We start from the raw sequence: 22,833 nt of genomic DNA on the forward strand, positions 1-22,833 counted from the left end.
CCTCAAGAAACGGGAGGCGCACTTAGGATGCGGACGGCGTCTTATTCGACGACCTTCGGCACCTGGAAGAAATTGCGATCGGTGGCCGGCGCATTGGCGACGATGTCGTCGGCCTTGTTACCGTCGGTGACGACGTCTTCACGCTTCTTCATGGCCATGGGGGTGACCGAGGTCATCGGCTCGACACCGGTCACATCCACTTCGTCGAGCTGCTCGACGAAACCGAGAATGCCATTCAATTCCCCGGTCATGCGTGCAGCATCCTCCTCGCTGACAGCGATGCGGGCAAGGCGCGCGACGCGCTTGACGGTGGCGAGGTCAACAGACATGGCATTCTCCGGATAAGCTGTTTTCTTCGCTATAATGGCCGTCAAGCGCCGAAGCAACGGGGTTTGTCAGACCTCGATGGCCGTTCCGGCCTGCGGGGTCGCCACACGGGTGCGCGTTCCATCCATGCCGGCGACGAATTTCTCCGGCGTCTGGTCGATGATCGGGAAGGAGCCGTAGTGGCAGGGTATCGCCGTCTTGAAGTCGAAGAAGCGCTGGCAGGCCAGTGCCGCCACCGCGCCGCCCATGGTGAAACGGTCGCCGATCGGGACGATGCCGACATCGGGCTGATGCAATTCGTGGATCAGCTTCATGTCGGAAAAGATGTCCGTGTCGCCCATGTGGAGCACCGAAGCTTCGTCGTCGAAATGCATCATCAAGCCGTTGGCATTGCCAAGCGCGTGCGACACGCCGTCTTCGGTGATCTGAGCGGAGGAATGCAGGGCGTTGGTGAAGGTCACCGTGAAGCCCTCGAAATGGATGGTACCGCCGGTATTGCCCATTTCCAGCTTGTCGACACCCTTGGAGCCAAGCCAGGCGGCGAGATCGGCATTGGCGAGGACGGTCGCGCCGGTTTCCTGGGCAAGCTGGACCGTATCGCCGACATGGTCGCCGTGACCGTGGGTGAGCAGAATATGCGTGACCCCCTTGGTCATTTCCTTCCGGTCGAGACCGGCAAAGCCTGGATTGTGGGTCAGAAAGGGATCGATGAGGATCGATGCCTTGGCTGAATCGAGACGGAAGGCGGCGTGGCCGAGCCAGGTGATTTTCATGCGTTGAGTCTCCGGTCCTTGAATATGGTCTGCAATATATGGCGAGGCGCTCCGTCGGCAACGGTCGCGCCGAGTTGCTTCTATGCCTATGCTGGTCTAAGCGACCAGCATGACAGCCGTAGCGCTGAGTGCAAGAAAGGAACCACCATGGCCGATGACGACTACGTGTATGACGAGGCGACCGGCGAATGGCGTCCGGCGTCCGAAGTTGCAGCGGCAGCCGCGGCCAAGCCCGTCGCCCGTGACGCCTCCGGGACCGAACTTGCCGATGGCGATTCGGTGGTGCTCATCAAGGATCTCAAAGTGAAGGGTGCCGGCCAGACGCTGAAGCAGGGCACTGTTATCCGCTCAATCAGACTGACGGATGATCCCGAGGAAATCGACTGCCGCTTTGACGGGATCAAGGGCCTGGTGCTCAGAACCGAATTCGTACGCAAGCGTTGATCGGCGAGACAAGATGGCCACGCTGACGATCGAGGAACTGGCTGAACGGTTGAGACCTGGCGAGGCCATCGCCGGGCTCGACCTGGGCACGAAGACGATCGGGCTTTCGGCTTCCGATCTCGGCCGGCGCTTTGCCACCCCTCGCCCTGTTATCAAACGGGTGAAATTCACGCAGGACGCGGAGGTTCTGCTCGCCTTTGCGGCGAAGGAGAAGATTGTCGCCTTTGTCATCGGTCTGCCGGTCAACATGGACGGCTCGTCGGGCCCGCGCGTCCAGGCGACACGGGCCTTCGTGCGCTCGATGTCGGAAAAGACCGACATCCCCTTCGTCTACTGGGACGAGCGGCTGTCGACGGTCGCGGCCGAAAGAGCGCTTCTGGAAATGGATGTCTCCAGGGCAAAGCGCAGCGAGCGGATCGATTCCGCCGCTGCGAGCTTCATCCTTCAGGGGGCGCTCGACAGGCTCTCAGGGCTTGCCCGCACTTCGGACAATTCCGCCGACTTCGCCTGACGGGAGGCCCACCAGGCCCTGATCTGCTTGCGACGGCGGAAGCCGATGATCGCGAACAGGATGAGGCTGTCGACGATGATGGCGCGCAGCACCAGCGGCGGTATTGTTTCAGGCGCAATGCCGAGGACGTTGCCATAGATCTGGAAGACCAGATCATGGGCATCCCGCGTCAGCATGAATATGCCGAAGCTCATGTCGTAGTAGGACAGACCGTACCAGGCGCCCAGGATCGTGATGGGCAAAGCCCACAAGAGCAGAAGTGTCTTCATGCCGTTTCCGCCTTTTGATCAAACGACAAATCATTTGCCGCCGGCCAGTTTTCCACCAGCCATTTCAGGGAAGCCATGACGGACAGCACGGCAGCCGGGACGGCGATATCGAGCGCCAACCCCGAGAAAAATACCATCATCATGATGGTCGCTACCGGCCGTGAACCAGCGTCCGTCACCACTCTACCCTTTAACGTCTGTCCCGTGCAAAAGGTGGCCTGTTCGACACGAACACGCAACGTAAACCCTTTGTTAAGGTTAACGCCGCCTGTGGATGAGCAGTTACAGCCACTTGGCCGAAAATGTCGCCGGGACACGATTTTCGATTGAAAGCAGGGGTTGCCGGGTCTACCCCTCCCCTGCCCGCCATCCTGGACCTGCCATGCTCATCATCTTCGAAAGCATCCTGCCGATCTTCCTGCTCGTGATTCTCGGTGTCGTGCTGAAACGCACCAGGCTCATCAATGAGAGCTTCTGGAGCGGGCTTGAGCAGTTCGGCTATTTCGTTTTGTTTCCGGCCCTGCTTTTTCAGACGCTATCGACCACCGACTTCTCGTCGCTCGACAGCGGAAGCGTCGGACTGGTGTCGCTGCTCGCGGTCGGGGTCATGACCGCACTCGTTCTTGCGATCTGGCCCCTGCTCAAGGCTCGCGGCATGGGCGGGCCTTCCTATACCTCCGTGTTCCAGACATCGACGCGCTGGAACGGCTTCATGGCACTCGCCATCGCGGAGAAGCTGACGGGACAGACGGGCCTCTCCGTCATCGCCATCATCATGGCTTCGATCATCGTACCGCTCAATCTCATCAATGTCGGCGTGATGGTCTGGTTCTCCGGCGAGAGTCGGGGCTTGAAGACCTTCGTCGTCCGGATCGTCACCAATCCGATCATCATCGGTGCCTTGCTGGGTGTGCTCGTGAACTTTGCGGGGATTTCCATATATGCGCCTGTCATGACCGCGGTCGACCTGATTGCCAGCGCCTCGCTCGGGCTGGGTCTTGTGACCGTCGGCGCAGGTCTGCGGGTCGCGGATGCCCTCAAACCGCAGCCGAGTGTGCTGATGACGGTCGTGCTGAAGCTCCTGGTCTTCCCGGCTGTCGCGGTGCTGCTCGCTCTAGTTTTCGGTCTCTCAGGCGAAATCGTCGTGATGATCGCGCTGGGTGCCGCAGTTCCCACCGCGATGAACGGCTATGTGCTGGCCAAGCAGATGGGTGGCGACGCCGATCTCTACGCGGCAGCGGCGACCGTGCAGACGGTCGCAGCCTTCTTCACGATCCCCGTCGTGCTCTATCTCGCCGGTCAGGCAGCCGGCGGATAGAGGAGATCGAGCACGTAGCGCGAATCGAATCGCGCATCGAGCACGCCGTAGGTATGGCGCCATCCACCCGCGAGGCGTGATTCGAGGAAGGCATCGGCGATCTTGCCGGCACCCAGACGATAGAGCTCGGCGGCACCGGCCGCGAGCGCCAGTTGCTCGATGAGCAGGCGACCGGCGGCTTCGTCACGTTCGGCAAGCGCCGTTGCAGCGCGCAGGACTTCGACGGTCTTCTTGCCGGAGGGGCCGAGATCGCGCTCAAGGCCGGCAAAGAGTGTTTCGAAGAGATCCTTGCCACGGCTCAGCACGCGCAGAACATCGAGCGCCATGACATTGCCGGAGCCTTCCCAGATCGCATTGACCGGTGCTTCGCGGTAATGCCGGGCGATCGGGCGCTCCTCGACATAACCGTTGCCGCCGATGCATTCCATGGCCTCGTAGATCAGCCCGGGGGCGATCTTGCAGATCCAGTATTTGGCAACCGGTGTCATGACGCGGGCATAGGCCGCATCAATGGGACTTTCGCGCGCCTTGTCGAAACTGTCGGCCAGACGGAAGGCGAGTGCGGTCGCTGCTGCGACATCGAGCGCCATGTCGGCGAGCACGCGGCTCATCATCGGTTGGTCGATCAGCGTCTTGCCGAAAACCATGCGGCCACGCACGTGGTGAACCGCCTCGGCCATAGAGGCGCGCATCATGCCGGCAGAGGAGAGCGCGCAGTCAAGGCGCGTCAGCGTCACCATGTCGAGGATGGTTCGCACGCCATCGCCGGGCGTGCCGAGAAGAAAGCCGAAAGTTTCGGAGAACTCGACTTCGGAAGAGGCATTCGAGCGATTGCCGAGCTTCTCCTTCAGGCGCTGGAATTCAAGGCCGTTGGCAGAGCCGTCCTCGAGCAGGCGCGGCACCAGGAAGCAGCCCATGCCATCCTTGGTCTGGGCGAGCATGACGAAGGCGTCACTCATCGGGGCCGACATGAACCACTTGTGGCCAGCGAGGCGGTAGATCCCCTCGCCCACCCGTTCGCCCATCGTGGTGTTGGCGCGCACATCCGTGCCGCCCTGCTTTTCGGTCATGCCCATGCCGATGGTGACTGCGCTCTTCTGCATCGGCGGCTTGTTGCTGCTGTCGTATTTGCGCGACAGGATGCGCGGCGTCCATTCCTTCTGGACAGCCGGAGACGCGACGAGGGCAGCGACCGAGGCACTGGTCATGGTGAGCGGGCAGAGATGGCCCGATTCGAGCTGGGCGGTCAGGAAGAAGCGGACGGCACGGGCCTTGTGTTCATGGCCACGGGCTTCCGGTGCATTTTCCCAGACGGAGGAATGCAGGCCTGATGCCATCGAGCGGCGCATCAGGGCGTGCCAGGCGGGGTGAAATTCGACGACGTCGAGGCGTTCGCCACGCACGCCATGGGTTCTGAGCTGCGGCGGGCTGGCATTGGCCATGCGCGCCAGTTCCTGGGCTTCCGGCGAGGTCACATATTTGCCGATGACATCGTATTCCTCGCGCAGCGGGCGTGACAGCGAGGATGTAAGATCGACGAGAAGCGGATCGGACCGATAGGCATTGATGCCGGACCAGGGCTTGGGCTGGTTCAACGCTGCGAGTTTTTCTTCAGTCCGGTTCATCAATCCTGCCGATCTTGAAAGGAGACATGCGCTGGCCCGCCAACGCTTCGTCTTCGTCATTCCATTGCGGTCGGAGCATCCAGGGCGAAATCTGCCGGTGTTCCCTACCGTTCATTCGCTCCTATTACATGGGGACCGTGCGTCAATCCACCTAGCATGTGCTTGCCCGGCCCGATCCCACACTTTATAGACCGCGTGACATCTCAGGAGGACGTCCATGGTCTTCTTTCCCCATCGCCATCTCATCGGCATCAAGGGCCTTACCGAGCAGGACATCACGTTCCTGTTAGACAAGGCAGACGAAGCCGTCAAAATCAGCCGCCAGCGGGAGAAGAAGACTTCCACGCTGAGGGGCCTCACCCAGATCAACCTCTTCTTCGAAGCGTCGACGCGGACGCAAGCCTCGTTCGAGCTCGCAGGCAAACGCCTGGGTGCCGACGTGATGAACATGTCGGTCGGCAATTCCTCGGTGAAGAAGGGCGAAACGCTGATCGATACGGCGATGACGCTGAACGCCATGCGGCCGGACGTGCTGGTCGTGCGGCACTCGTCTGCCGGTGCGGCCGCCCTTCTCGCGCAGAAGGTCGCCTGTTCAGTGGTCAATGCCGGTGACGGACAACACGAACATCCGACCCAGGCCCTGCTCGATGCGCTGACCATCCGGCGCGCCAAGGGCAAGCTGTCCCGCATTATCGTCGCGATCTGCGGCGACGTGCTACATTCGCGCGTGGCGCGCTCCAACATCCTGCTGCTCAATGCCATGGGTGCCCGCGTCCGCGTCGTGGCTCCCGCCACGCTTCTGCCGGCCGGGATCGCCGACATGGGCTGCGAGGTCTTCCACGACATGAAGGAAGGGCTCAAGGACGCAGACGTTGTCATGATGCTGCGCCTGCAGCGCGAGCGCATGTCCGGCTCCTTCGTGCCGTCTGTGCGCGAATACTTCCACTTCTATGGCCTTGATGCGGAGAAGCTGAAGGCTGCCAAAGAGGATGCGCTCGTGATGCATCCGGGCCCGATGAACCGCGGCGTCGAGATCGCCTCCGAAGTCGCCGACGGTCCGCAGAGCGTGATCGAGAGCCAGGTCGAGATGGGCGTTGCCGTTCGCATGGCCGTGATGGAAACGCTGCTCGTCTCGCAAAACCAGGGTCCGCGTTCGGAGGGAATGAGCGCATGAAAAAGCCGCTTGTCCTCAAGAATGCCCGCATCGTCGATCCCTCGCGCAAGCTGGACGAAATCGGGACCATCATTGTAGGAGCAGACGGCAAGATCCTTGCCGCTGGCGCCGACGCCCAGAACCAGGGCTCGCCCGAGGGCGCTGAGATCCGAGATTGCCGGGGCCTCACCGCCATTCCGGGTCTCGTTGACGCTCGCGTCTTCGTCGGCGAGCCGGGGTCGGAGCATCGCGAGACGATTGCGTCCGCAAGCCGGGCGGCTGCGGCCGGTGGCATTACCTCCTTCATCATGATGCCGGAAACGGATCCTGTCATCGACGACATTGCGCTCGTCGAGTTCGTCAAGAAGACGGCCCGCGATACGGCCGATGTGCGCGTCTATCCGGCAGCGGCTCTGACCAAGGGCATGACCAGCGCCGAGATGACAGAGATGGGTCTCCTGCAGCAGGCCGGAGCCGTTGCCTTCACCAATGGCCGCTACGGGTTGAACGACAGCCAAGTTCTGCGCCGTGCCATGACCTACGCCCGCGAATTCGGCGCCGTGATCGCGCTGGAAACGCGGGAGAAGTATCTCGCGGCCAATGGCGTGATGAACGAAGGGCTGCTTGCAAGCTGGCTCGGGCTTGGCGGCATCCCGCGTGAGACCGAACTCATTCCGCTGGAGCGCGACCTCAGGATCGCGGCGCTGACGCGGGCCAAGTATCACGCCTCGCAGATCTCTATTCCTGAATCGGTCGAGGCGATCGAGCTCGGGCGCAAGCGCGGTGCCAAGGTCACCTGCGGCATCTCGATCAATCACCTGAGCCTCAACGAAAACGACATCGGCGAGTACCGGACCTTCTTCAAGCTCTATCCGCCGCTGCGCTCGGAAGACGATCGCATGGCAATGGTCGATGCGCTGGCCAAGGGGCAGATCGACATTATCGTTTCCTCGCACGATCCGCAGGACGTCGACACCAAGCGCCTGCCTTTCGGCGAGGCCGCCGATGGTGCCATCGGCTTGGAAACCATGCTCTCGGCAGCGCTTCGCCTGCATCACGCGGACCAGGTGCCGCTGATGCGGCTCATCGACGCAATGTCGACGCGTCCAGCCGAAATCTTCGGGCTGCCCGGTGGCACGCTGAAGCCGGGTGCGCACGGCGACATCGCGCTTGTCGATCTCGACGAGCCGTGGCTCGTGTCGCGCGACAATCTTCTTGCACGCTCGAAGAACACGCCTTTCGAAGATGCCCGCTTCTCGGGCCGGGCCGTTGCGACCTATGTTGCAGGCCAGTGCGTCCACGCGCTCTAGACTAAAGAGGACAGGGATACCCATGATCGACATTTCCGCCCTCGGCTGGGGCAATCTCGCAATCGTCCTCTTGTTTGGTTACCTGCTCGGCTCCATTCCCTTCGGCCTCGTGCTGACCAAGATGGCGGGCCTCGGCGATCTGCGCTCGATCGGTTCGGGCAATATCGGCGCGACCAACGTGCTGCGCACCGGCAACAAGAAGCTGGCGGCCGCCACCCTCCTCCTCGATGCGCTGAAGGCCACGGCTGCGGCGCTGATTGCGCATGCGATCTTCGGCCACAATGCTGCTCTCTTCGGTGGCTTCGCAGCCTTTATTGGTCACCTTTTCCCGGTCTGGCTGGGATTCAAGGGCGGCAAGGGTGTCGCGACCTATATCGGCACCTTGCTCGGGGTTGAGCCTCGGATGGTTCTGGTCTTCGCTATCGTCTGGCTCGCGGTCGCCTTCATCACCCGCTACTCTTCGTTGTCCGCACTCGTCGCCACACTTGTCATTCCGGTTGCATTGTGGATACTTGGGGTTGAAGAGGCTGCAGTCGTAACGGCGGTCATGACCGTCATCACTTACTGGCGTCACAAAGAGAATATCGGACGGCTGATCGCGGGAACGGAAAGCAAGATCGGCAAAAAGGGCTAGAGGAAAGCCATGGGGTCAGAAAGCGCAAGACGAAAGGGGATTGCGCTGACGGACCGCCAGAGGATCGCCTGGCTGAGGCTCATCCGCAGCGACAATGTCGGCCCCGCAACCTTTCGGGACTTGATCAACCACTTCGGCTCGGCCGAAACGGCGCTCGAAGCCCTTCCGGAACTCTCGAGGCGCGGCGGATCGACCCGCAGCATTCGTATCGCAACCGTCGGTGAGGCCGAGCGCGAAATCGAGACGGCCTCGCGTTTCGGGGCCCGCTTCATCGGCATCGGCGAGCCCGACTATCCGGCAGCGCTCAGACAGATCGACGCAGCCCCTCCCCTGCTTGCTGTCAAGGGCGACCTAGACGTCGCGACCCTCCCGGCAGTCGGCATCGTCGGATCGCGCAATGCCTCGATCAGCGGTGCGAAGTTCGCAGCGATGATGGCGGGGGAGATCGGGCGTGCCGGCTATGCGATCGTGTCGGGCCTTGCCCGCGGCATCGACGCATCAGCGCATCGGGCCAGCCTCGACACCGGCACGATTGCGGCCATGGCGGGCGGTCTTGACCAGACTTGACGGACAGCCTACAACAATTCTATCCCTCTGAGATCACAGGGGGATAGCCGCTTTGGAACTGTCTGATCTCAAAGGCCGCAAGGCCATCTCTTACGCCCGATGGTCGTCCGGGAGGCAATCGAAAGGCAGCTCCTCCGAGCGCCAGTCGAAGATGGCCGAGGTCTTCGCAGAGCGTTACGGCCTCACCCTAGAGAGCAAGATTGTTGACAACGGGGTGAGCGCCTATACCGGCGACAACCTCAACGAAGGCCTTGGTAGGTTCCTCGACGGGATCACGAACGGCGACATTCCGACTGATACCGTTCTCCTGATCGAAAACATGGACCGCTTTTCACGGCAGAAGCCCGTGAAGGCCGTGCCAAAGTTTCTAGATGTGCTGTCTACCGGGCTGACCATCGTCACCCTGAGGGATCAAGCTATCCATACTTACGACCGCTACGACCGGGAGCCAACCGCGCTACTTCAATCGCTGCTGATGATGCAGATGGCGCATGAAGAGAGCAGACAGAAGGGCGACCGTATCAAGGCTTCTTGGGACACCCGGCTTTCCCGGATCGCCCAGGGACAGAAACTCAGCATCAGCAAGCTCCCCTTCTGGATCGACCGGACAACAAACGGGTTGAACGAGAGGGCCAAGGACGCAAACCGCTTGTTTGAGATTGCCATGGAGGGCAACGGGGCAAGCAATGTCACCCGCATGTTGAACGCTGAGGGCATCGTTGCGCCCCGTGGCTCAGGGACGTGGGGAAGGAGTGTTGTGCAAGACATCCTCAAGTCCCGTGCCGCCTACGGCTCACTGGTCATCAGGGGTGAAGAGCACCGCGACTACTTCCCCGCGATCATCTCTGAGGACAACTGGCTTGCCCTCCAGAACCGCGCTCAGCGGCAACGGAAAAACCCGCAAGCTTCGACCAATGCGAACCTTTTCTCCCGGCTCCTCAAATGCGGAGGATGCGGAGGGCCGATCTCAGTCAGCTCCTACAAGGAGTACCGTTACGCCCGTTGTGACAATCAGGTGCACAAGCGGCTTGAGTGCGATGCCGGGTCATGGCCGTACAATGAGTTGGAAGAGTTAGTGGTGTCCAACCTCGGTGCGATCCTCAGCGTACCCGGCAAGCCCCTTGAGGCTCCCGCTGAGGCCGTGGCGATTGCTGAGCAATTGGAAAGCCTTAGGTCCAGACAGCAACGCGCCCGTGACATGGGCATGGATGCTGAGACAGCGGACAACATCGCCTACTTCCGGCAACTTGCCGATGACCTATCCCGGCAGATCGATGGACTGTCAAAGAAGCTCTCAGAGGTTCACGCAAAGAGAGCGGCAAGGGTTCTCGCGGGACAAGTCGCGGATGACATTCAGGAGGCTTGGGAGGCAGCGCAGGAAATGCGCACCTCTGACCGACGACAGCTACAGGCTATGATTGCGGCTGTCGTGGATCAGATCAAGCTTGAGCCGTTCGACCCTGAGGAGGAGTTCAACGTTGCGGTGGTCCACTTGAAGACCCGCAGCGAACCACACAATCTGATCCTAGAGCACTACCGGCTCAAGAGGCGGAGGAAGTACACAAGGAAGGCGCGAACTGTTGTCACTCCTAAAAGCTCTGATCGCTGACGTCATCCATGGCGCTCAGGATCACCACACACTGAGCGCCGCACTCTGCGTCGCGTCGTACCATGCCCCGTACGTAGTAGCCTTGCGCCCTCAGTGATAGCAGTCCCCGCACGATCTCCCTCGTGGAATCGTCATCTCCCGAAATAGTATCCAAGCCGATAGCAATGTTTTTCTCCTCACCGCGCTTGGCCCGTTTTTCGAAGCCTTGAACGTGCCGGTCAAACATCACAGCCATCTTCGCATTGATTTCGCCAGACAGCATGACCAAGTGAAATGCGCCATTCAACCGTTTATATATCGCCTCACCTGCCAAGGCTTGAACGCCTACCGACAACGCGATGCCGAACACAATCGCAGCCACCAACCCACGCAAGCGCATAAACTCCCCCTATACCTGCTTACCCGATACAATCGATGGCTGATTTCTAGGAGGAAGACAAGCTGTGTGGAGTCCTCAGGCTTCAAGCGCCGTGTCACACCAAGAGATCTCCGGGCGGTCCAAAGGCTGTCACTTGACGATTTCGTAGGGGCCGCTTGGAGGGCAGTAGACGAAGTATTTTCCGCCCAATCGTTGCGTCAGCTTCCCGTGCACCCGAAACCTTGTGCCAAGAGCGTGAAGGGACCGCATTTCATTTGAGCAAGACACGTCAAGCCCCTCAGGAAATGGTTGTCCTGCTATGACACGAACCCTGCGGTCATGTTGGTGGCCACCCTTGGAGCCTGAGTAAGTTTCCACGACTACCACCTTGTAAGGCGGTTTCGGCTTCGGCAGATCAGACAACTGCACCTCCAAGCGAGTCGTTACGCTGCATATTCTTCCTCGACGGCAGCAACGTGTCCAGCAGACACCTCGACGGCCCCGCAAACACCCCTAAGGGACTCGCTGGGGGCGATCCGGCGAATTTTGGTGTGCAGATACCGGAAAGCAACTTATGCGCGTCAATGAGCCCCTGAGGCCCCTCAGCGCAAACCATCCGTTCCCCTCCGGTTCACCTGCCGTTCCCGATCCATTAGCTCAGCTTCATTCACCAGCCCAAGAATGGAACAAAGCTCATGTGACGAGCCGCACAATTACCCGCCCATACTGCACTACGAAGCGCCCTCCGGGATAACCGGCCATGCCGCAGCGGGAACCCGCATAATCGGCCTCGACGGCAACAGAAAGAATGCAGGTTTCAAAGCGGGGAGCAGGTCACCGGCAGCAACTTCGGAATAATTGCCCCTTCATACAGAGAACTACGAAGTTTTCGGCTCGATCTGGCACGGCCCCGGCATGATCCCGGCGACCACCCTGCGTTAACGTAGGGATTACCCCTGCATACAGCACTACGAAGAATTTTCCCGGCTCTCCGAGCGACCATCGCGACGATTTCTTGTGATGTTTCGGTCGTGAAAATCGACCGTCGCAGCATCGAAAATCGGCACCTATAAGCAATTCCTTTAATTTATTGAATTCACAGCATAAAGTGAATTTCCCCTCCATATTGTACATAAGACGAATTTTCTCAGCCCGAAAAGCGGAACGCGCCGGGGCGAGAAGTGAAGAGCAACCCAAGCAAGAAAGAGACCATCATGCGTGTAAAGGTATCAAGCATGTTCGACAGCATCACCGTCTTCGGAAAGAGCGTCCTCGTCAGAGAATTCAAGGGCCGGACCTATGTCGCGGCAAAGCAGCTTGTCGAAGCGCTCAGCCTCCCCTGGCCGACCCAAGCGGCGGCTATGCGGCGCAGACTTGAGCGAGTCCGCTGCCTTCATTTCAAGGACGCGCACGGTAAGCGGAAATGGATGCTGGCAATCCCGGCTGTTGACGTGAACGAGTGGGCTTCTGCCGTCACGGCCACATCCAATTCCGACAGCGATCTTCTGTTGACGGCTTTCATGGATATGCTGGAGGACGAAGCGTTCGAAGAGTCGGCTGAGATGGTCCTCAATGCTCGCACAGTGAGCCTTGGCGACAAGTATGCGAACCTTCCCCTGACTTCTCCCGAGTTGAAACTGATCTACACAGACCGCAGAAGTTACGGCACCCCGCTGGACGGCTTCATGACGTTCCTAGGTTACAGGCGTATCGCAGCGTCTGCGAAGCGAGAACTGGAGTGGACATTGACCAAGCAGAGGCTGGGGGAAATCGAAGCTCTTGCGGCTTGACTTGGCACAGCGGAAAGACAGAGGGGGCGGTTGTCGCCCCTTCTCTGCTAGCAGGAACTGAGGACGGCCAAAGAGGCGCACGAAACAAAATGCAACCCTAAGTATTGACAAAGCAACCGAGACCAATTAAGGTATCTCTCTAAGATAACTTAGAGATATCTCTGAGTCTTAGGATAGTTATCAGCAGGAGTAGTACCCTGGGGTTAACTCAAGGTATTCCATGGCTCCTGCCGGATGTCCTCTCGAGACCTCCACCTCCCCTGGCTCCATCAGCACCTATACTGCCGAGTCCCACAGCGACTCGCTGAGGGCCCTCCCGCTCTCTCCTCTATCTCGACACCACCGGGATCCCTGAACGCTCTCCACGGGCTTCTGTGAGTCAAACAGGGCACCTTCCGCCCGACACTGCTCCCCATCCTCGCAACCCCATCACCCCTTCCGCCCCTCTGGGACACCCAGCGGGACGCCTCAGCGTGTCCAGTCGCAGCCCCGCGCTGCCTCGATCGCTCTCAGCGTCACACGACGCAATCCCACCGGGACACCCTCCCGGCTCTCCGCATACTGGAAAAGGTATCCAGCAGCATGACCACCACCTTCCCGTTACATCCTACCGAAACCATCGAACTCGTCGGCTCCTACACGGCTCGCCATGTCGAGAGCGGCACGACCGTTGATCTGACTGCACGACGGAACCGCAGCACCACCAAAAGCCCCCTGCCGGTTCTCTGCCGGGAACTCCTCGCCTACGGCTTGGACCCTGAGACCCGCGCCCATGTCATCACGAAGTCTCTAGACCGTGACGGCTTCATTCCTGTCTTCAAGCGTGATCGCACCCTAGCCGTCTGGGCAGGGCTGGACGCCGTGGAGAGTGAGACCCGTTCCGTCCATGTCGAGAAGCACCGGCCATACCGTGGCCCCGTCAGGGGCAAGGGAGAGCAGGAGGTTGCCGAGGTAACCAGTGACACCCCGGAGAGCCAGCCGCAGAAAATCGCCTCGACGGCAGCACGGGAAACGGCAGTGAGGGCAGCTGCATGACCAACGCTACCGCAGCCATCGCCCCGACCATCCGTCCCGGAATGGGCATGCAGTACACCTCCGAAATCTTCGACAGGAAGACAGGGGAGATGGTTTCCATCGACCAGGGCCACTGGATCACCATGGATGAACTCAGCAAGGCCTTCGAGATCGGCAGGAGGCAACTCGCTACTGTCCTCCACCAGATGGACTTCCTCCAGATTGAAGGCACCGGCAGAAATGCCCGTAACCGCATCCAAGATTGGGTGATCGCCAAGGGGTACGGCAAGCGCAACAAGCGCAAGTCTGACGGGATGCCGTTTGATGTTGTCTCAGCCGAAGGTGTCCGATGGATTGCGGAACGCTGGGAAGCGGCAAAGAAGGCGGTGGAGGCGAAGACCTCAGGTCCCGCCGAGGAAGCCCGAGAAGCCTTGCAGGAGTTCAAGAAGCGCCGCAGCGGCCCCATGGGTGGAAAGCAGGAAATCCACTGGGTTGCCGACCACTTCCCACACCTCACCCACGATCAGATGGCGCAAGCTCTCAGCCTGTCACGCCAGTTGGTTACAAGGTTCATGAGGATGAGGAGTGATCAGATTGCCAATGCAAAGGCACTCCGAGAACGCCACCGGAGACCCACGGGGGACACCTCGCGGTATGTTGCGTAGTAGACCTATACACAAGAAGGCAACACCCTGAAAAATGACCGCGGGAGCGGGAGAGAGCTTAGGCCCTGTCGCTCCTGCCGGTACTTGCGCTGATCTCGCAGAGAACCCCGAGGGCCACACCTACAGCAAGCGCTATTGCAGCAGTGTCGAGCTTATCACCTAGCCCTTCAAGACCGCCGCTGCCGATGTACCGCCTCACGAAAGCCTGTCGCTCGTCAAGACTGAGAGGCCCGAACATGGCGAAGAGACACATGGCGACCCGAAAGGCGCTAAGCCAGAAGACGAGGTGAGCAATCACCTTGCCGATGCGAGTGAAGAACATGAACCTATACCCTCCAAAGTGGTCCCCGGCAGCGGCCTTAGCAGAGACCGGCAGTGGGGAGCAAGGCAGGGTGTGGAGACAGGTGGAGCGCTGATCTCAGCGTTTCCCGAGAGGATCGCCGGGGATGATCGAACAATAATCTACTCACCGCCCCCCGCACCGCTCCAGCCCCCCCAGCGATCAGCAATTAGGGTGCAACCAGTCAAAATTCACTGGATGTTCCTCAGAGCTTATTGATTTCTTGCCAGCCTTTGCACTTATGGTTGAGGAGACGGTGTGACTGACATTGAGGGGAAGATGGCGGACAACGATCCCGAGGGTTTGTACAGAGTTTTAGGAGTGCAACCTTCTGCGACTGCAGCGGAAATCAAGACCGCCTTCAGAAAGCTTGCGAAAGAGACCCACCCCGACATTTCACACGACAAATCGAGCGATACCTTTCGCAAGATATCTGCCGCCTATGAAATCTTGAGCGACCCTATAAGGAGAGCAGAGTATGATAGCTCAGCCTTTCAGCATTCTGCGTATGAGAGTAAAGCTATTGCTCCGATTTGCTGTTCACGGTGCGGACAGGTCACCGCTCAGCCCCGCAACATCGTATTCTTTCGAGTTTATAGCTTCATTTTCGTGACAACCCGCAATCCAATACAAGGGATATTCTGCGCAAGTTGCGCCAGAAAAGAAGGCTTGAAATCCTCCGTCATCACCTTGTTCACCGGTTGGTGGGGGGCACCTTGGGGGCCGATTTATTCAATTGGCTCGATACTCAGTAACGGTTTCGGCGGCAAACACGACCGCTCTGCGGACGAGGGTATGGCTTGGTATAACGCCCTTGCCTTCCTCTCACGGGGAAATATGCAACTGGCGTACGCTCTCTCCTTGAAATCCAAAAAAGCACTGAACAAAGACATTGCGCGGGATGCCGCCGAGTTAGTTGCTCAGCTTGAAAAGGCTGGGGCCAATCCCAAACAGGGCAAATTGCTCAACCCGTGGCGCACGTCGCTAGCCTACAAGGCGGGTCATTTGTTTATGGCGTTTGCTCTGCCTGTAGCGCTGGGGATAGCGATATTCGCGAGCACACAGGGCAGTCGTGCAGGTAGTGGTGACGGAGGAAGTCAGCTGTATTCAGCACCTCCGGCTTCAACACAGTATCGGCCCAGTACACAAACTACAGCCAGAAACACAAATGTACCAACATGCATGAACGAGCCTTTTAGTGGCCAATTGTTGGGCGCTAGCCGTCTTTCGGAGCTTGAAGGTCACTCGTTGGAAATCCAGAACGGCTCCAGCGGGAACGCTATCATTAAGGTGAGAGCCGAACTTTCTGGTTCGGTAGTCGCAGCATTTTTCGTACGCAGCAACCAGACCGCACAAATCACTGGCATTCCTGACGGACGCTATACAGTGCAGTATGCTTTCGGTGATGTCCTCGATGTAAGTTGCCGGAATTTCGTGAGTTTAGCTGGGGCCGGTCAGTTTCCCGGCACTGAAACACTACAGACTGAACGGACAGAAACCCAAATTATTACTCAGGTCCTGTCGTACACGTTATACGCGGTACCCGCCGGAAACGTCAGACCGCAGAGCATTTCGGCTGAGGAATTCGAGCGGCAATGAGTATCAGGCCCCGCCGGGGGATCATCAGCCCCCGGCAGGTCCCTCCCGTGTCACGGCGAGAACACCGAGGGAACCCCGTGTTGCCTCAAGAGGGTCCGCAGGGACACCGTGATGTCATGCGTCATCTGTCGAACCTCCAGCACCTCGTCAAAAGCCTCGTACCTAACGGCTCCGCCTGGCATGTGCCGGGAGGCGTAGAAGCCCACATCATCCGGCCCGTAAGCCCTCCGGGTTTCCGTTAGGACCACCTCCCCGGCCTCGTCGTAGAAGACAACCGTGTAGAGGGTTTTCTTGTCGTACTTACGCCGTGGCATCGCAAGCACCCTCCTCCGCCTTGTCCCTGCCCAGCAGGTCGAGCAGGAGCGAGTAGATCGAAGGACCGAATAGCTGGCGGTTCCCAGAGGGTGCCAAGGGTCCCACGATATCGAGACCTTCGACCAACTTGAACTCCAGCCCGTCAGCCTCTTCTAAGGCTTGGTCCGCAGCGTCGAAGTAGTCCGTCGCATTAAGGAAGTCCGTGCAGAGGACCGTGCCGTCCTCTTCGAAGTAGATGACACCCCAGAGGTTCTCCAGCGTGGTCACAGTGGCGGCATTGGTGAGCGTGTGCATGTCCCTTGTTCTCCTTTTGGAACGCCGCAGGATCGCGGCAGGGACCTCCTACAATTCACACGAAATGACAGGCCGCAACATTATAAAATCTACGATATCGCAGGGATTTCAATAACTTCGTTATCGCAGGGACAGCCGACAGTCTCTCACCTTGTGGGTCCCATGGGAAACATCAGCCCACTTCCGGCTGTCTCTGCGATAACGCAGCATCGCTCTTTTTTTGGGCTAGTGTATCTCCTGCCTCTTCCTCCGCCTCTCCTGACTCCGCAGAGCCCAACAGAGAGCGTTCTGTTGCGGGAGGTGTCGCAGGTCATCCGAGTTGCTGGAGGCGCATAAATGCCCTCGACGGCAACAAAAAGAAACGCCATGGGACCACACGGGAGACCCCGCGACCTTTTTCAGAAAAGTTGTGTGAGCGTCTTACGTATACTCCCCTTCCCTCAAAACCCCCCGGTGGCGGGGGTGGGGGTCCCGCCCCGCCCTATCCCGGCCCATCGACCCGAGACCCCGGCACCTCTTGGTGCTCCCGGCATGTCCTGCCGGTTCGTCCTGTTGATCGCCGCTGATACCTCCGCACTGTCCCGGAGGATCGGCAAGGGGCAAGGGAGGGGCGGGAGCGGCCCCTGCTAGTTCAAGGCAGGTGGAGGGGTGACACGGCAATCAAAATTGCCCTTGATCCTCGCATTGTAGAACCTGCCGAGGGATGGCGAAGACAGGAAAGCGGTAACGGTCCCGGCATCTACTCCGCAGTAGTGGTAGTACGTGCTCTTCAATTGCAGGACCATGTAGCCGTGCTGCTCATTATAGCAGACGCGATTGACCAAGCTGCTTTCCGTCCATGAGCAGGTGAAGGCAGAGGCGGGAGCGCAATCCCCATACTTCGGACAAATGTCCTCCGCCGAAGCAGCCCCGGCACCGAGCATTGCGGAAGCAGTAACAAGGGCTAACAGTCTTTTCATTGGTCTCCACTCCTTCACCTATCCCGCCAAACCATCGACCATGGCGAAACGAAGCGCAACGCCTCCCATTAGTGTTTTCAGCCGGTCCCATTTGGATATATCCCAGCCGAACCGACGAATACCTCCTCTTCTCCCGGTCTCATAATTCCTCTTGACCATTTAAAACGAACCGGCATATATGGAACCACCCATATCGAACCGGAGACGTTTCATGTCCTTCATCCGCGCTTACCTCAGGGCTTCCACCAAGGACCAAGACGCAAGCCGTGCCCAGTCCGACCTCCAGCGCTTTGCAGAGGAGCGAGGATTGAGGATCGCAGCCACGTACATGGAGAATGAGAGCGGCGCGTCCCTGCAACGCCCGGAGTTGTTCCGGCTCCTGTCGGATTGCCAGCCGGGGGACGTGCTGCTGGTCGAGCAAGTGGATCGCCTCAGCCGCCTTAATGCGGAGGACTGGGAACGCCTTAAGACCGAGATTAAGTCTCGTCGTGTGAAAGTGGTGGCTCTGGACCTTCCGACCTCTTGGGGAATGGCGACAGCCTCAGCGGATGACATCCAAAGCCGGATGCTGGACGCAATCAACGGCATGATGCTGGACATGCTCGCAGCAATCGCCCGGAAGGACTACGAGGACAGACGGCGGAGACAGTCGCAGGGCATTGCCAAGGCCAAGGACGCCGGAGCGTACCGAGGGAGACCCGAGGACACCGACAGGAACGCAGCAATCCTAAGGATGCTCCAGTCCGGCCAATCGTGGAGCACCATCATTGCCGCAACGGGATGCTCCCGCTCAACGCTGTCACGCCTTGCCAAGCGGCTAGTGACAAAGGAGGAGGTGCACACCTGAGGGACCCGTGGGCAATCTTGCTCGCGTCTGTCCTTCCACATTTTTCCACCTCCCCGCCTGAACCTCTCCTATCCCGCTGCGAACCCCGCAGATTACCCGCAAGGAACCCGCCATGACCACCGAAGAAACCATCTTCCTCACCCTCGTGACCATCGTGGGCTATGGGACCCTCTTTGGCCCTCCGATTGTCGTCCTCATGAGCAAGCTTCGGGAACGCAAGCAGAGTGGGAAGTGAGTAGTCGGTCACTCCAATTTTTGTATACTGCTCACCACGTCCAGCCTTACCCTCCAGAGAATGTCGATCTGCTAGACCAGATCTGCAGCGGTCGCGGCCTCGCCATTTCCGAAATGCCCTTTGGCTGGGAACCGCGGGCACGGGATTTTCCCCGACGCAACCGGCTGATCGCCGGCGTGGCTCTGGGTGTAGTGGTGATCGAAGCGGCTGCACGCTCCGGTTCGCTGATCACCGCAAGACTTGCGGGAGAATTCGGTCGGCAGGTCTTTGCCGTTCCCGGCTCACCACTCGATCCGCGCTGCGAGGGCACCAACGGCTTGCTCAAGGATGGGGCGACCGTCACCACCAGACCACAGGATGTGCTGCAGGCGCTGGCTCCGATCTCCGAGCTCGATCTCTTCAGTCCGAACGAAGCAGACGAGCCCGCTGACGAGCCCGGCGAGAGACCGCTTGCACCTCCGCCGAATGACAACGAACGCCTCGTCATCGTGCAGGCGCTTGGCCCGACGCCTGTCGAGATCGACGATATCATCCGCCATACAGCCTTGCCGGCGTCTTCGGTCTATCTGGTCTTGCTGGAGCTCGATATTGCCGGACGGCTAGAGCGGCATGCGGGAGGGTTTGTCTCGCTGAGCATGATGGATTGAAAGCGCACGACGGCCGGACTGGACATCGCCGGCTTCGACATAGGCCATCTCGATCAGATAACAGAGCATCTCGGCGCCTTCATTTTCGGCAACAAGCCGCAACTCGGCGAGCATCTGGCGGATGTAGGCGATGTTTTCCATCGTGCGGGTTCCGCGACCGTTCGTGTCGGCTGTGTCTCGTGCCATCGCATTTGTCCGTCTTCACCGGAGGCCATCACAACCCAGCCTCGCCATGCCCTGTAAAATACAATAGATCATTTATCTAGGATTGCAATCTACCTGTGATCTCTCTCCGGTTGCATATATTCACAGGTCGGAAAATAGGCCCCGCCTCTTGACCGCAGCCGTTTCGCCCTCCATGTCGGAAAACCGTGTTCCGAAGACTGTGGTGCGGTGCCGCTGATCGGATGCGTTGAAGGTATAGTTGTCCAATGAACGTCGTAGTCGTAGAATCCCCGGCCAAGGCCAAGACGATCAACAAGTATCTGGGTCCCGGATACAAGGTGCTCGCCTCGTTCGGCCATGTGCGCGATCTGCCGGCCAAGGATGGCTCCGTTCTGCCGGACCAGGATTTCGAGATGTTCTGGGAGGTCGATGCCGCCTCGCAAAAACGCATGAAGGACATTGCCGATGCGGTGAAGTCCTCCGACGGCCTGTTTCTCGCGACCGACCCTGATCGCGAAGGGGAAGCGATTTCCTGGCACGTGCTCGACCTTCTGAAAAAGAAGAAGGTGATCGGCGACAAGCCTGTGAAGCGCGTCGTCTTCAACGCGATCACCAAGAAGGCCGTGCTCGACGCCATGGCCAATCCGCGCGATATCGACACGCCGCTGGTCGACGCCTACCTGGCGCGCCGTGCACTCGATTATCTCGTCGGCTTCAATCTGTCGCCGGTTCTCTGGCGCAAGCTGCCGGGTGCGCGCTCAGCCGGTCGCGTGCAGTCTGTGGCGCTGCGCCTCGTCTGCGACCGCGAAAACGAGATCGAACGTTTCGTCGCCGAGGAATACTGGAACATTTCTGCGCTGCTGAAGACGCCGCGCGGTGACGAGTTCGAGGCAAGGCTTGTCTCGCATCTCGGCAAGCGCATGCAGCGCAACTCGGTGACCAATGGCGACCAGGCCTCAGGCATCAAGGCATTGCTCGAGGGTGCAGCCTTCGCTGTTGACAGCGTCGAGGCAAAGCCGGTCAAGCGCAATCCTGGCCCGCCCTTCACCACGTCCACGCTGCAGCAGGCCGCATCCTCGAAACTCGGCTTCTCGGCGTCGCGCACCATGCAGATCGCCCAGAAGCTCTATGAAGGCATCGACATCGGCGGCGAAACCGTTGGTCTCATTACCTATATGCGAACCGATGGCGTGCAGATGGCGCCCGAAGCGATTGAGGCAGCGCGTGCAGCCGTGCTTGACCAGTTCGGCCCGCGCTATGTGCCGGAGAAGGCGCGCCTCTATTCCACCAAGGCGAAGAACGCCCAGGAAGCCCACGAAGCCATCCGTCCGACCGATTTCAACCGCTCGCCGGACAAGCTTCGCCGCTTCCTCGACAGCGACCAGATGCGGCTCTACGACCTGATCTGGAAGCGCGGCATTGCGAGCCAGATGGCGTCCGCCGAAATCGAGCGCACGACGGTCGAGATCCTCGCCGACAACAAGGGCGAGAAGGCAGGCCTGCGCGCCGTCGGTTCCGTCATTCGTTTCGACGGTTTCATTGCCGCCTATACGGACCAGCGCGAGGAAGGCGAGGCGCCCGAGGATGGTGACGACGAGGATGGTCGTCTGCCCGAGATCAATGCGCGCGAGGCACTGGCCAAGCAAAAGGTGAATTCCAGCCAGCATTTCACCGAGCCGCCGCCGCGTTATTCGGAAGCCTCGCTGATCAAGAAGATGGAAGAGCTCGGCATCGGCCGCCCTTCGACCTATGCAGCGACGCTCAAGACGCTGAGCGACCGCGAATATGTGGTCATGGACAAGCGCAAGCTGATCCCGCATTCGAAGGGGCGTCTGGTCACGGCCTTCCTGGAGAACTTCTTCAACAAGTATGTCGAATATGACTTCACCGCCGAGCTCGAGGAGAAGCTCGACAAGATCTCGGCCGGTGAGCTCAACTGGAAGGACGTGTTGCGCGCCTTCTGGCAGGACTTCTTCGCCCAGATCGAAGACACGAAGGAGTTGCGCGTCACCAACGTGCTCGACGCGCTGAACGAGGCGCTTGCGCCGCTCGTCTTCCCGAAGCGCGAGGACGGATCCGATCCGCGCATCTGCCAGGTCTGCGGCACCGGTAATCTGTCGCTGAAGCTCGGCAAGTACGGCGCCTTTGTCGGCTGCTCGAACTATCCGGAGTGCAACTTTACCCGCCAGCTGTCCTCCGAAGGTGGTGCCGAAGCCGACGCCGGCGGTAATGAGCCGCGGGCACTTGGGAAAGACCCGGTCACCGAAGAAGAGATCACGCTACGTTCGGGCCGGTTCGGGCCTTACGTCCAGCGGGGCGACGGCAAGGAAGCCAAGCGCTCCTCGCTGCCGAAGGGATGGGCGCCAGCGGATATCGATTTCGAAAAGGCGCTTTCTCTGCTGTCGCTGCCGCGCGACGTGGGTGCGCATCCGGAAACCGGCAAGATGATTTCGGCCGGTCTCGGGCGCTACGGGCCCTTCGTGCTGCATGACGGCACCTATGCCAATCTCGAAGGTATTGAGGACGTGCTGTCGATCGGTCTCAATCGCGCCGTGACCGTGCTCGCCGAAAAGAAGGCCAATCCGGGCGGCCGTGGCCGCACGGCGGCGGTTGCGCTGAAGGAACTTGGCGAGCATCCTGACGGTGGAGCGATGACGGTCCGCGAAGGTCGTTTCGGTCCCTACGTCAATTGGGGCAAGGTGAATGCCACCCTGCCGAAGGGCAAGGACCCGCAAAGCGTCACCGTCGAGGAAGCGCTTGTGCTGATCGCCGAACGCGCGGCCAAGGATGGTGGCGGCAAGAGCAAGACCAAGAAGGCTCCGGCCAAGTCTGCCAAGGCGAAGTCGGACGACGGTGCGGCGGAAAAGCCGAAGAAGACGGCCGCCAAGCCGAAGGCCGCTGCCACCAAGAAGGCGCCGGCCAAAACGGCCACGAAGGCAAAGACAACGAAGAAGAGTGCGACTTGAGCAAGAGACACCGCGACCCCTCCGAGACACCCGGCTCCGGCAACCGCAAGAGCCGGCGTGCGGAAGGTGCGGCCAAGGCGAGGAGCGAAAACCCCACCG

The 22,833-nt window shown here is 59.8% G+C and carries 24 protein-coding genes and 2 pseudogenes; 16 read left to right on the forward strand and 10 right to left on the reverse strand.

What is annotated here, in order from left to right; translation table 11 throughout:
- Positions 1-41 precede the first annotated feature (41 nt).
- Together gatC and SJY08_RS09660 are read right to left on the reverse strand one after the other, a co-directional pair.
- Complete coding sequence (gatC, locus tag SJY08_RS09655; protein ID WP_054150661.1) at positions 42-329, reverse strand: Asp-tRNA(Asn)/Glu-tRNA(Gln) amidotransferase subunit GatC; 288 nt, start codon at positions 327-329, stop codon at positions 42-44.
- Positions 330-395: 66 nt separating this feature from the next.
- Positions 396-1,100: a metal-dependent hydrolase gene (locus tag SJY08_RS09660; RefSeq protein WP_069041609.1), complete on the reverse strand. Its 705-nt coding sequence runs from the start codon at positions 1,098-1,100 to the stop codon at positions 396-398.
- A gap of 147 nt (positions 1,101-1,247) precedes the next feature.
- Here SJY08_RS09660 and SJY08_RS09665 point away from each other — a divergent pair, with 147 nt between their 5' ends.
- Together SJY08_RS09665 and ruvX are read left to right on the forward strand one after the other, a co-directional pair.
- The gene (locus tag SJY08_RS09665) at positions 1,248-1,544 is read left to right on the forward strand and encodes an alkylphosphonate utilization protein (RefSeq protein ID WP_054150659.1); all 297 of its coding nucleotides are present in this window, start codon (positions 1,248-1,250) and stop codon (positions 1,542-1,544) included.
- A 13-nt stretch (positions 1,545-1,557) separates the two neighbouring features.
- Positions 1,558-2,055 carry a Holliday junction resolvase RuvX gene (gene ruvX / locus SJY08_RS09670; protein WP_069041610.1) on the forward strand — a complete coding sequence of 166 codons (498 nt, stop codon included), beginning with the start codon at positions 1,558-1,560 and terminating at the stop codon, positions 2,053-2,055.
- On the opposite strand, the gene SJY08_RS09675 is transcribed toward ruvX, so the two are convergent.
- Both SJY08_RS09675 and SJY08_RS09680 read right to left on the reverse strand, forming a co-directional pair.
- Positions 1,989-2,324, reverse strand: a complete 336-nt coding sequence (locus SJY08_RS09675; RefSeq protein ID WP_377275427.1) for a DUF6105 family protein — start codon at positions 2,322-2,324, stop codon at positions 1,989-1,991. The two genes, ruvX and SJY08_RS09675, sit on opposite strands and share 67 nt — an antisense overlap.
- Positions 2,321-2,503 (reverse strand): hypothetical protein, encoded by a 183-nt coding sequence (locus tag SJY08_RS09680; RefSeq protein WP_236759315.1) that lies wholly within the window; start codon positions 2,501-2,503, stop codon positions 2,321-2,323. Before SJY08_RS09680 ends, SJY08_RS09675 begins: the two co-directional genes overlap by 4 nt.
- A gap of 203 nt (positions 2,504-2,706) precedes the next feature.
- On the opposite strand from SJY08_RS09680, the gene SJY08_RS09685 reads away from it, so the two are divergent.
- Positions 2,707-3,642, forward strand: coding sequence for an AEC family transporter (locus SJY08_RS09685; protein WP_069041611.1), 936 nt, complete (start codon positions 2,707-2,709; stop codon positions 3,640-3,642).
- Here SJY08_RS09685 and SJY08_RS09690 read toward each other — a convergent pair.
- Positions 3,624-5,267 carry an acyl-CoA dehydrogenase family protein gene (locus tag SJY08_RS09690; protein WP_377275428.1) on the reverse strand — a complete coding sequence of 548 codons (1,644 nt, stop codon included), beginning with the start codon at positions 5,265-5,267 and terminating at the stop codon, positions 3,624-3,626. The genes SJY08_RS09685 and SJY08_RS09690 overlap by 19 nt on opposite strands.
- A 217-nt stretch (positions 5,268-5,484) precedes the next feature.
- Between SJY08_RS09690 and SJY08_RS09695 the strand changes: the two genes are divergently transcribed.
- The 5 genes and pseudogenes from SJY08_RS09695 (at position 5,485) to SJY08_RS09715 (ending at position 10,540) form a co-directional block, all read left to right on the forward strand.
- The gene (locus SJY08_RS09695) at positions 5,485-6,441 is read left to right on the forward strand and encodes an aspartate carbamoyltransferase catalytic subunit (protein ID WP_377275429.1); all 957 of its coding nucleotides are present in this window, start codon (positions 5,485-5,487) and stop codon (positions 6,439-6,441) included.
- Complete coding sequence (locus tag SJY08_RS09700; RefSeq protein WP_377275430.1) at positions 6,438-7,730, forward strand: dihydroorotase; 1,293 nt, start codon at positions 6,438-6,440, stop codon at positions 7,728-7,730. The genes SJY08_RS09695 and SJY08_RS09700 overlap by 4 nt, the downstream gene beginning before the upstream one ends.
- A gap of 22 nt (positions 7,731-7,752) precedes the next feature.
- Positions 7,753-8,364 carry a glycerol-3-phosphate 1-O-acyltransferase PlsY gene (gene plsY, locus SJY08_RS09705; protein WP_069041615.1) on the forward strand — a complete coding sequence of 204 codons (612 nt, stop codon included), beginning with the start codon at positions 7,753-7,755 and terminating at the stop codon, positions 8,362-8,364.
- A 9-nt stretch (positions 8,365-8,373) separates the two neighbouring features.
- Positions 8,374-8,925, forward strand: a pseudogene (locus SJY08_RS09710) (DNA-processing protein DprA); the annotation flags it as partial.
- Positions 8,926-8,983: 58 nt separating this feature from the next.
- Positions 8,984-10,540, forward strand: coding sequence for a recombinase family protein (locus SJY08_RS09715; RefSeq protein ID WP_377275431.1), 1,557 nt, complete (start codon positions 8,984-8,986; stop codon positions 10,538-10,540).
- On the opposite strand, the gene SJY08_RS09720 is transcribed toward SJY08_RS09715, so the two are convergent.
- Complete coding sequence (locus SJY08_RS09720) at positions 10,521-10,919, reverse strand: hypothetical protein (protein WP_377275432.1); 399 nt, start codon at positions 10,917-10,919, stop codon at positions 10,521-10,523. The two genes, SJY08_RS09715 and SJY08_RS09720, sit on opposite strands and share 20 nt — an antisense overlap.
- Before the next feature lie 1,214 nt (positions 10,920-12,133).
- Between SJY08_RS09720 and SJY08_RS09725 the strand changes: the two genes are divergently transcribed.
- The 4 genes from SJY08_RS09725 to SJY08_RS09740 all read left to right on the forward strand — a co-directional run bounded on the left by SJY08_RS09725 (position 12,134) and on the right by SJY08_RS09740 (position 16,306).
- A complete protein-coding gene (locus tag SJY08_RS09725) occupies positions 12,134-12,688 on the forward strand; it encodes a hypothetical protein (protein WP_377275433.1) in 555 nt (184 codons plus the stop codon).
- Between the two features lie 582 nt (positions 12,689-13,270).
- Entirely contained in the window at positions 13,271-13,723 is a 453-nt protein-coding gene (locus tag SJY08_RS09730) for a hypothetical protein (protein WP_377275434.1), read from the forward strand.
- Complete coding sequence (locus tag SJY08_RS09735; protein ID WP_377275435.1) at positions 13,720-14,367, forward strand: hypothetical protein; 648 nt, start codon at positions 13,720-13,722, stop codon at positions 14,365-14,367. The genes SJY08_RS09730 and SJY08_RS09735 overlap by 4 nt, the downstream gene beginning before the upstream one ends.
- A gap of 598 nt (positions 14,368-14,965) precedes the next feature.
- On the forward strand, positions 14,966-16,306 hold the full coding sequence (locus tag SJY08_RS09740) for a DnaJ domain-containing protein (RefSeq protein ID WP_377275436.1): 1,341 nt from the start codon (positions 14,966-14,968) through the stop codon (positions 16,304-16,306).
- Between the two features lie 50 nt (positions 16,307-16,356).
- Here the strand turns inward: SJY08_RS09740 and SJY08_RS09745 are convergent, their stop codons facing one another.
- From SJY08_RS09745 to SJY08_RS09755, 3 genes are all read right to left on the reverse strand, one after another.
- Positions 16,357-16,620: a hypothetical protein gene (locus SJY08_RS09745; RefSeq protein WP_377275437.1), complete on the reverse strand. Its 264-nt coding sequence runs from the start codon at positions 16,618-16,620 to the stop codon at positions 16,357-16,359.
- Positions 16,607-16,915, reverse strand: a complete 309-nt coding sequence (locus tag SJY08_RS09750; RefSeq protein WP_377275438.1) for a hypothetical protein — start codon at positions 16,913-16,915, stop codon at positions 16,607-16,609. Before SJY08_RS09750 ends, SJY08_RS09745 begins: the two co-directional genes overlap by 14 nt.
- Before the next feature lie 626 nt (positions 16,916-17,541).
- The gene (locus SJY08_RS09755) at positions 17,542-17,874 is read right to left on the reverse strand and encodes a KTSC domain-containing protein (RefSeq protein ID WP_377275439.1); all 333 of its coding nucleotides are present in this window, start codon (positions 17,872-17,874) and stop codon (positions 17,542-17,544) included.
- A 211-nt stretch (positions 17,875-18,085) separates the two neighbouring features.
- Between SJY08_RS09755 and SJY08_RS09760 the strand changes: the two genes are divergently transcribed.
- The 3 genes and pseudogenes from SJY08_RS09760 to SJY08_RS09770 all read left to right on the forward strand — a co-directional run.
- Positions 18,086-18,721 (forward strand): recombinase family protein, encoded by a 636-nt coding sequence (locus tag SJY08_RS09760; RefSeq protein ID WP_377275440.1) that lies wholly within the window; start codon positions 18,086-18,088, stop codon positions 18,719-18,721.
- A gap of 112 nt (positions 18,722-18,833) precedes the next feature.
- A complete protein-coding gene (locus tag SJY08_RS09765) occupies positions 18,834-18,956 on the forward strand; it encodes a hypothetical protein (protein ID WP_377275441.1) in 123 nt (40 codons plus the stop codon).
- Between the two features lie 41 nt (positions 18,957-18,997).
- Positions 18,998-19,603 (forward strand): annotated as a pseudogene (locus tag SJY08_RS09770) (DNA-processing protein DprA); the annotation flags it as partial.
- Here SJY08_RS09770 and SJY08_RS09775 read toward each other — a convergent pair.
- Entirely contained in the window at positions 19,556-19,789 is a 234-nt protein-coding gene (locus SJY08_RS09775; protein WP_054150650.1) for a hypothetical protein, read from the reverse strand. The pseudogene SJY08_RS09770 and the gene SJY08_RS09775 sit on opposite strands and share 48 nt — an antisense overlap.
- A gap of 245 nt (positions 19,790-20,034) precedes the next feature.
- On the opposite strand from SJY08_RS09775, the gene topA reads away from it, so the two are divergent.
- Positions 20,035-22,734: a type I DNA topoisomerase gene (topA, locus tag SJY08_RS09780; protein ID WP_054150649.1), complete on the forward strand. Its 2,700-nt coding sequence runs from the start codon at positions 20,035-20,037 to the stop codon at positions 22,732-22,734.
- Positions 22,735-22,833 lie beyond the last annotated feature (99 nt).

Origin of the sequence: Rhizobium sp. R86522, assembly GCF_042466255.1 — a bacterium.
Lineage (GTDB): Bacteria > Pseudomonadota > Alphaproteobacteria > Rhizobiales > Rhizobiaceae > Allorhizobium.

Coding starts and splice junctions, on each gene's coding strand:
- gatC (WP_054150661.1), bottom strand. CDS start 329: ATGTCTGTTGACCTCGCCACCGTCAAGCGCGTCGCGCGCCTTGCCCGC.
- SJY08_RS09660 (WP_069041609.1), bottom strand. CDS start 1,100: ATGAAAATCACCTGGCTCGGCCACGCCGCCTTCCGTCTCGATTCAGCC.
- SJY08_RS09665 (WP_054150659.1), top strand. CDS start 1,248: ATGGCCGATGACGACTACGTGTATGACGAGGCGACCGGCGAATGGCGT.
- ruvX (WP_069041610.1), top strand. CDS start 1,558: ATGGCCACGCTGACGATCGAGGAACTGGCTGAACGGTTGAGACCTGGC.
- SJY08_RS09675 (WP_377275427.1), bottom strand. CDS start 2,324: ATGAAGACACTTCTGCTCTTGTGGGCTTTGCCCATCACGATCCTGGGC.
- SJY08_RS09685 (WP_069041611.1), top strand. CDS start 2,707: ATGCTCATCATCTTCGAAAGCATCCTGCCGATCTTCCTGCTCGTGATT.
- SJY08_RS09690 (WP_377275428.1), bottom strand. CDS start 5,267: ATGAACCGGACTGAAGAAAAACTCGCAGCGTTGAACCAGCCCAAGCCC.
- SJY08_RS09695 (WP_377275429.1), top strand. CDS start 5,485: ATGGTCTTCTTTCCCCATCGCCATCTCATCGGCATCAAGGGCCTTACC.
- SJY08_RS09700 (WP_377275430.1), top strand. CDS start 6,438: ATGAAAAAGCCGCTTGTCCTCAAGAATGCCCGCATCGTCGATCCCTCG.
- plsY (WP_069041615.1), top strand. CDS start 7,753: ATGATCGACATTTCCGCCCTCGGCTGGGGCAATCTCGCAATCGTCCTC.
- SJY08_RS09720 (WP_377275432.1), bottom strand. CDS start 10,919: ATGCGCTTGCGTGGGTTGGTGGCTGCGATTGTGTTCGGCATCGCGTTG.
- SJY08_RS09725 (WP_377275433.1), top strand. CDS start 12,134: ATGTTCGACAGCATCACCGTCTTCGGAAAGAGCGTCCTCGTCAGAGAA.
- SJY08_RS09730 (WP_377275434.1), top strand. CDS start 13,271: ATGACCACCACCTTCCCGTTACATCCTACCGAAACCATCGAACTCGTC.
- SJY08_RS09735 (WP_377275435.1), top strand. CDS start 13,720: ATGACCAACGCTACCGCAGCCATCGCCCCGACCATCCGTCCCGGAATG.
- SJY08_RS09745 (WP_377275437.1), bottom strand. CDS start 16,620: ATGCCACGGCGTAAGTACGACAAGAAAACCCTCTACACGGTTGTCTTC.
- SJY08_RS09750 (WP_377275438.1), bottom strand. CDS start 16,915: ATGCACACGCTCACCAATGCCGCCACTGTGACCACGCTGGAGAACCTC.
- SJY08_RS09755 (WP_377275439.1), bottom strand. CDS start 17,874: ATGAAAAGACTGTTAGCCCTTGTTACTGCTTCCGCAATGCTCGGTGCC.
- SJY08_RS09760 (WP_377275440.1), top strand. CDS start 18,086: ATGTCCTTCATCCGCGCTTACCTCAGGGCTTCCACCAAGGACCAAGAC.
- SJY08_RS09765 (WP_377275441.1), top strand. CDS start 18,834: ATGACCACCGAAGAAACCATCTTCCTCACCCTCGTGACCATCGTGGGC.
- SJY08_RS09775 (WP_054150650.1), bottom strand. CDS start 19,789: ATGGCACGAGACACAGCCGACACGAACGGTCGCGGAACCCGCACGATG.
- topA (WP_054150649.1), top strand. CDS start 20,035: ATGAACGTCGTAGTCGTAGAATCCCCGGCCAAGGCCAAGACGATCAAC.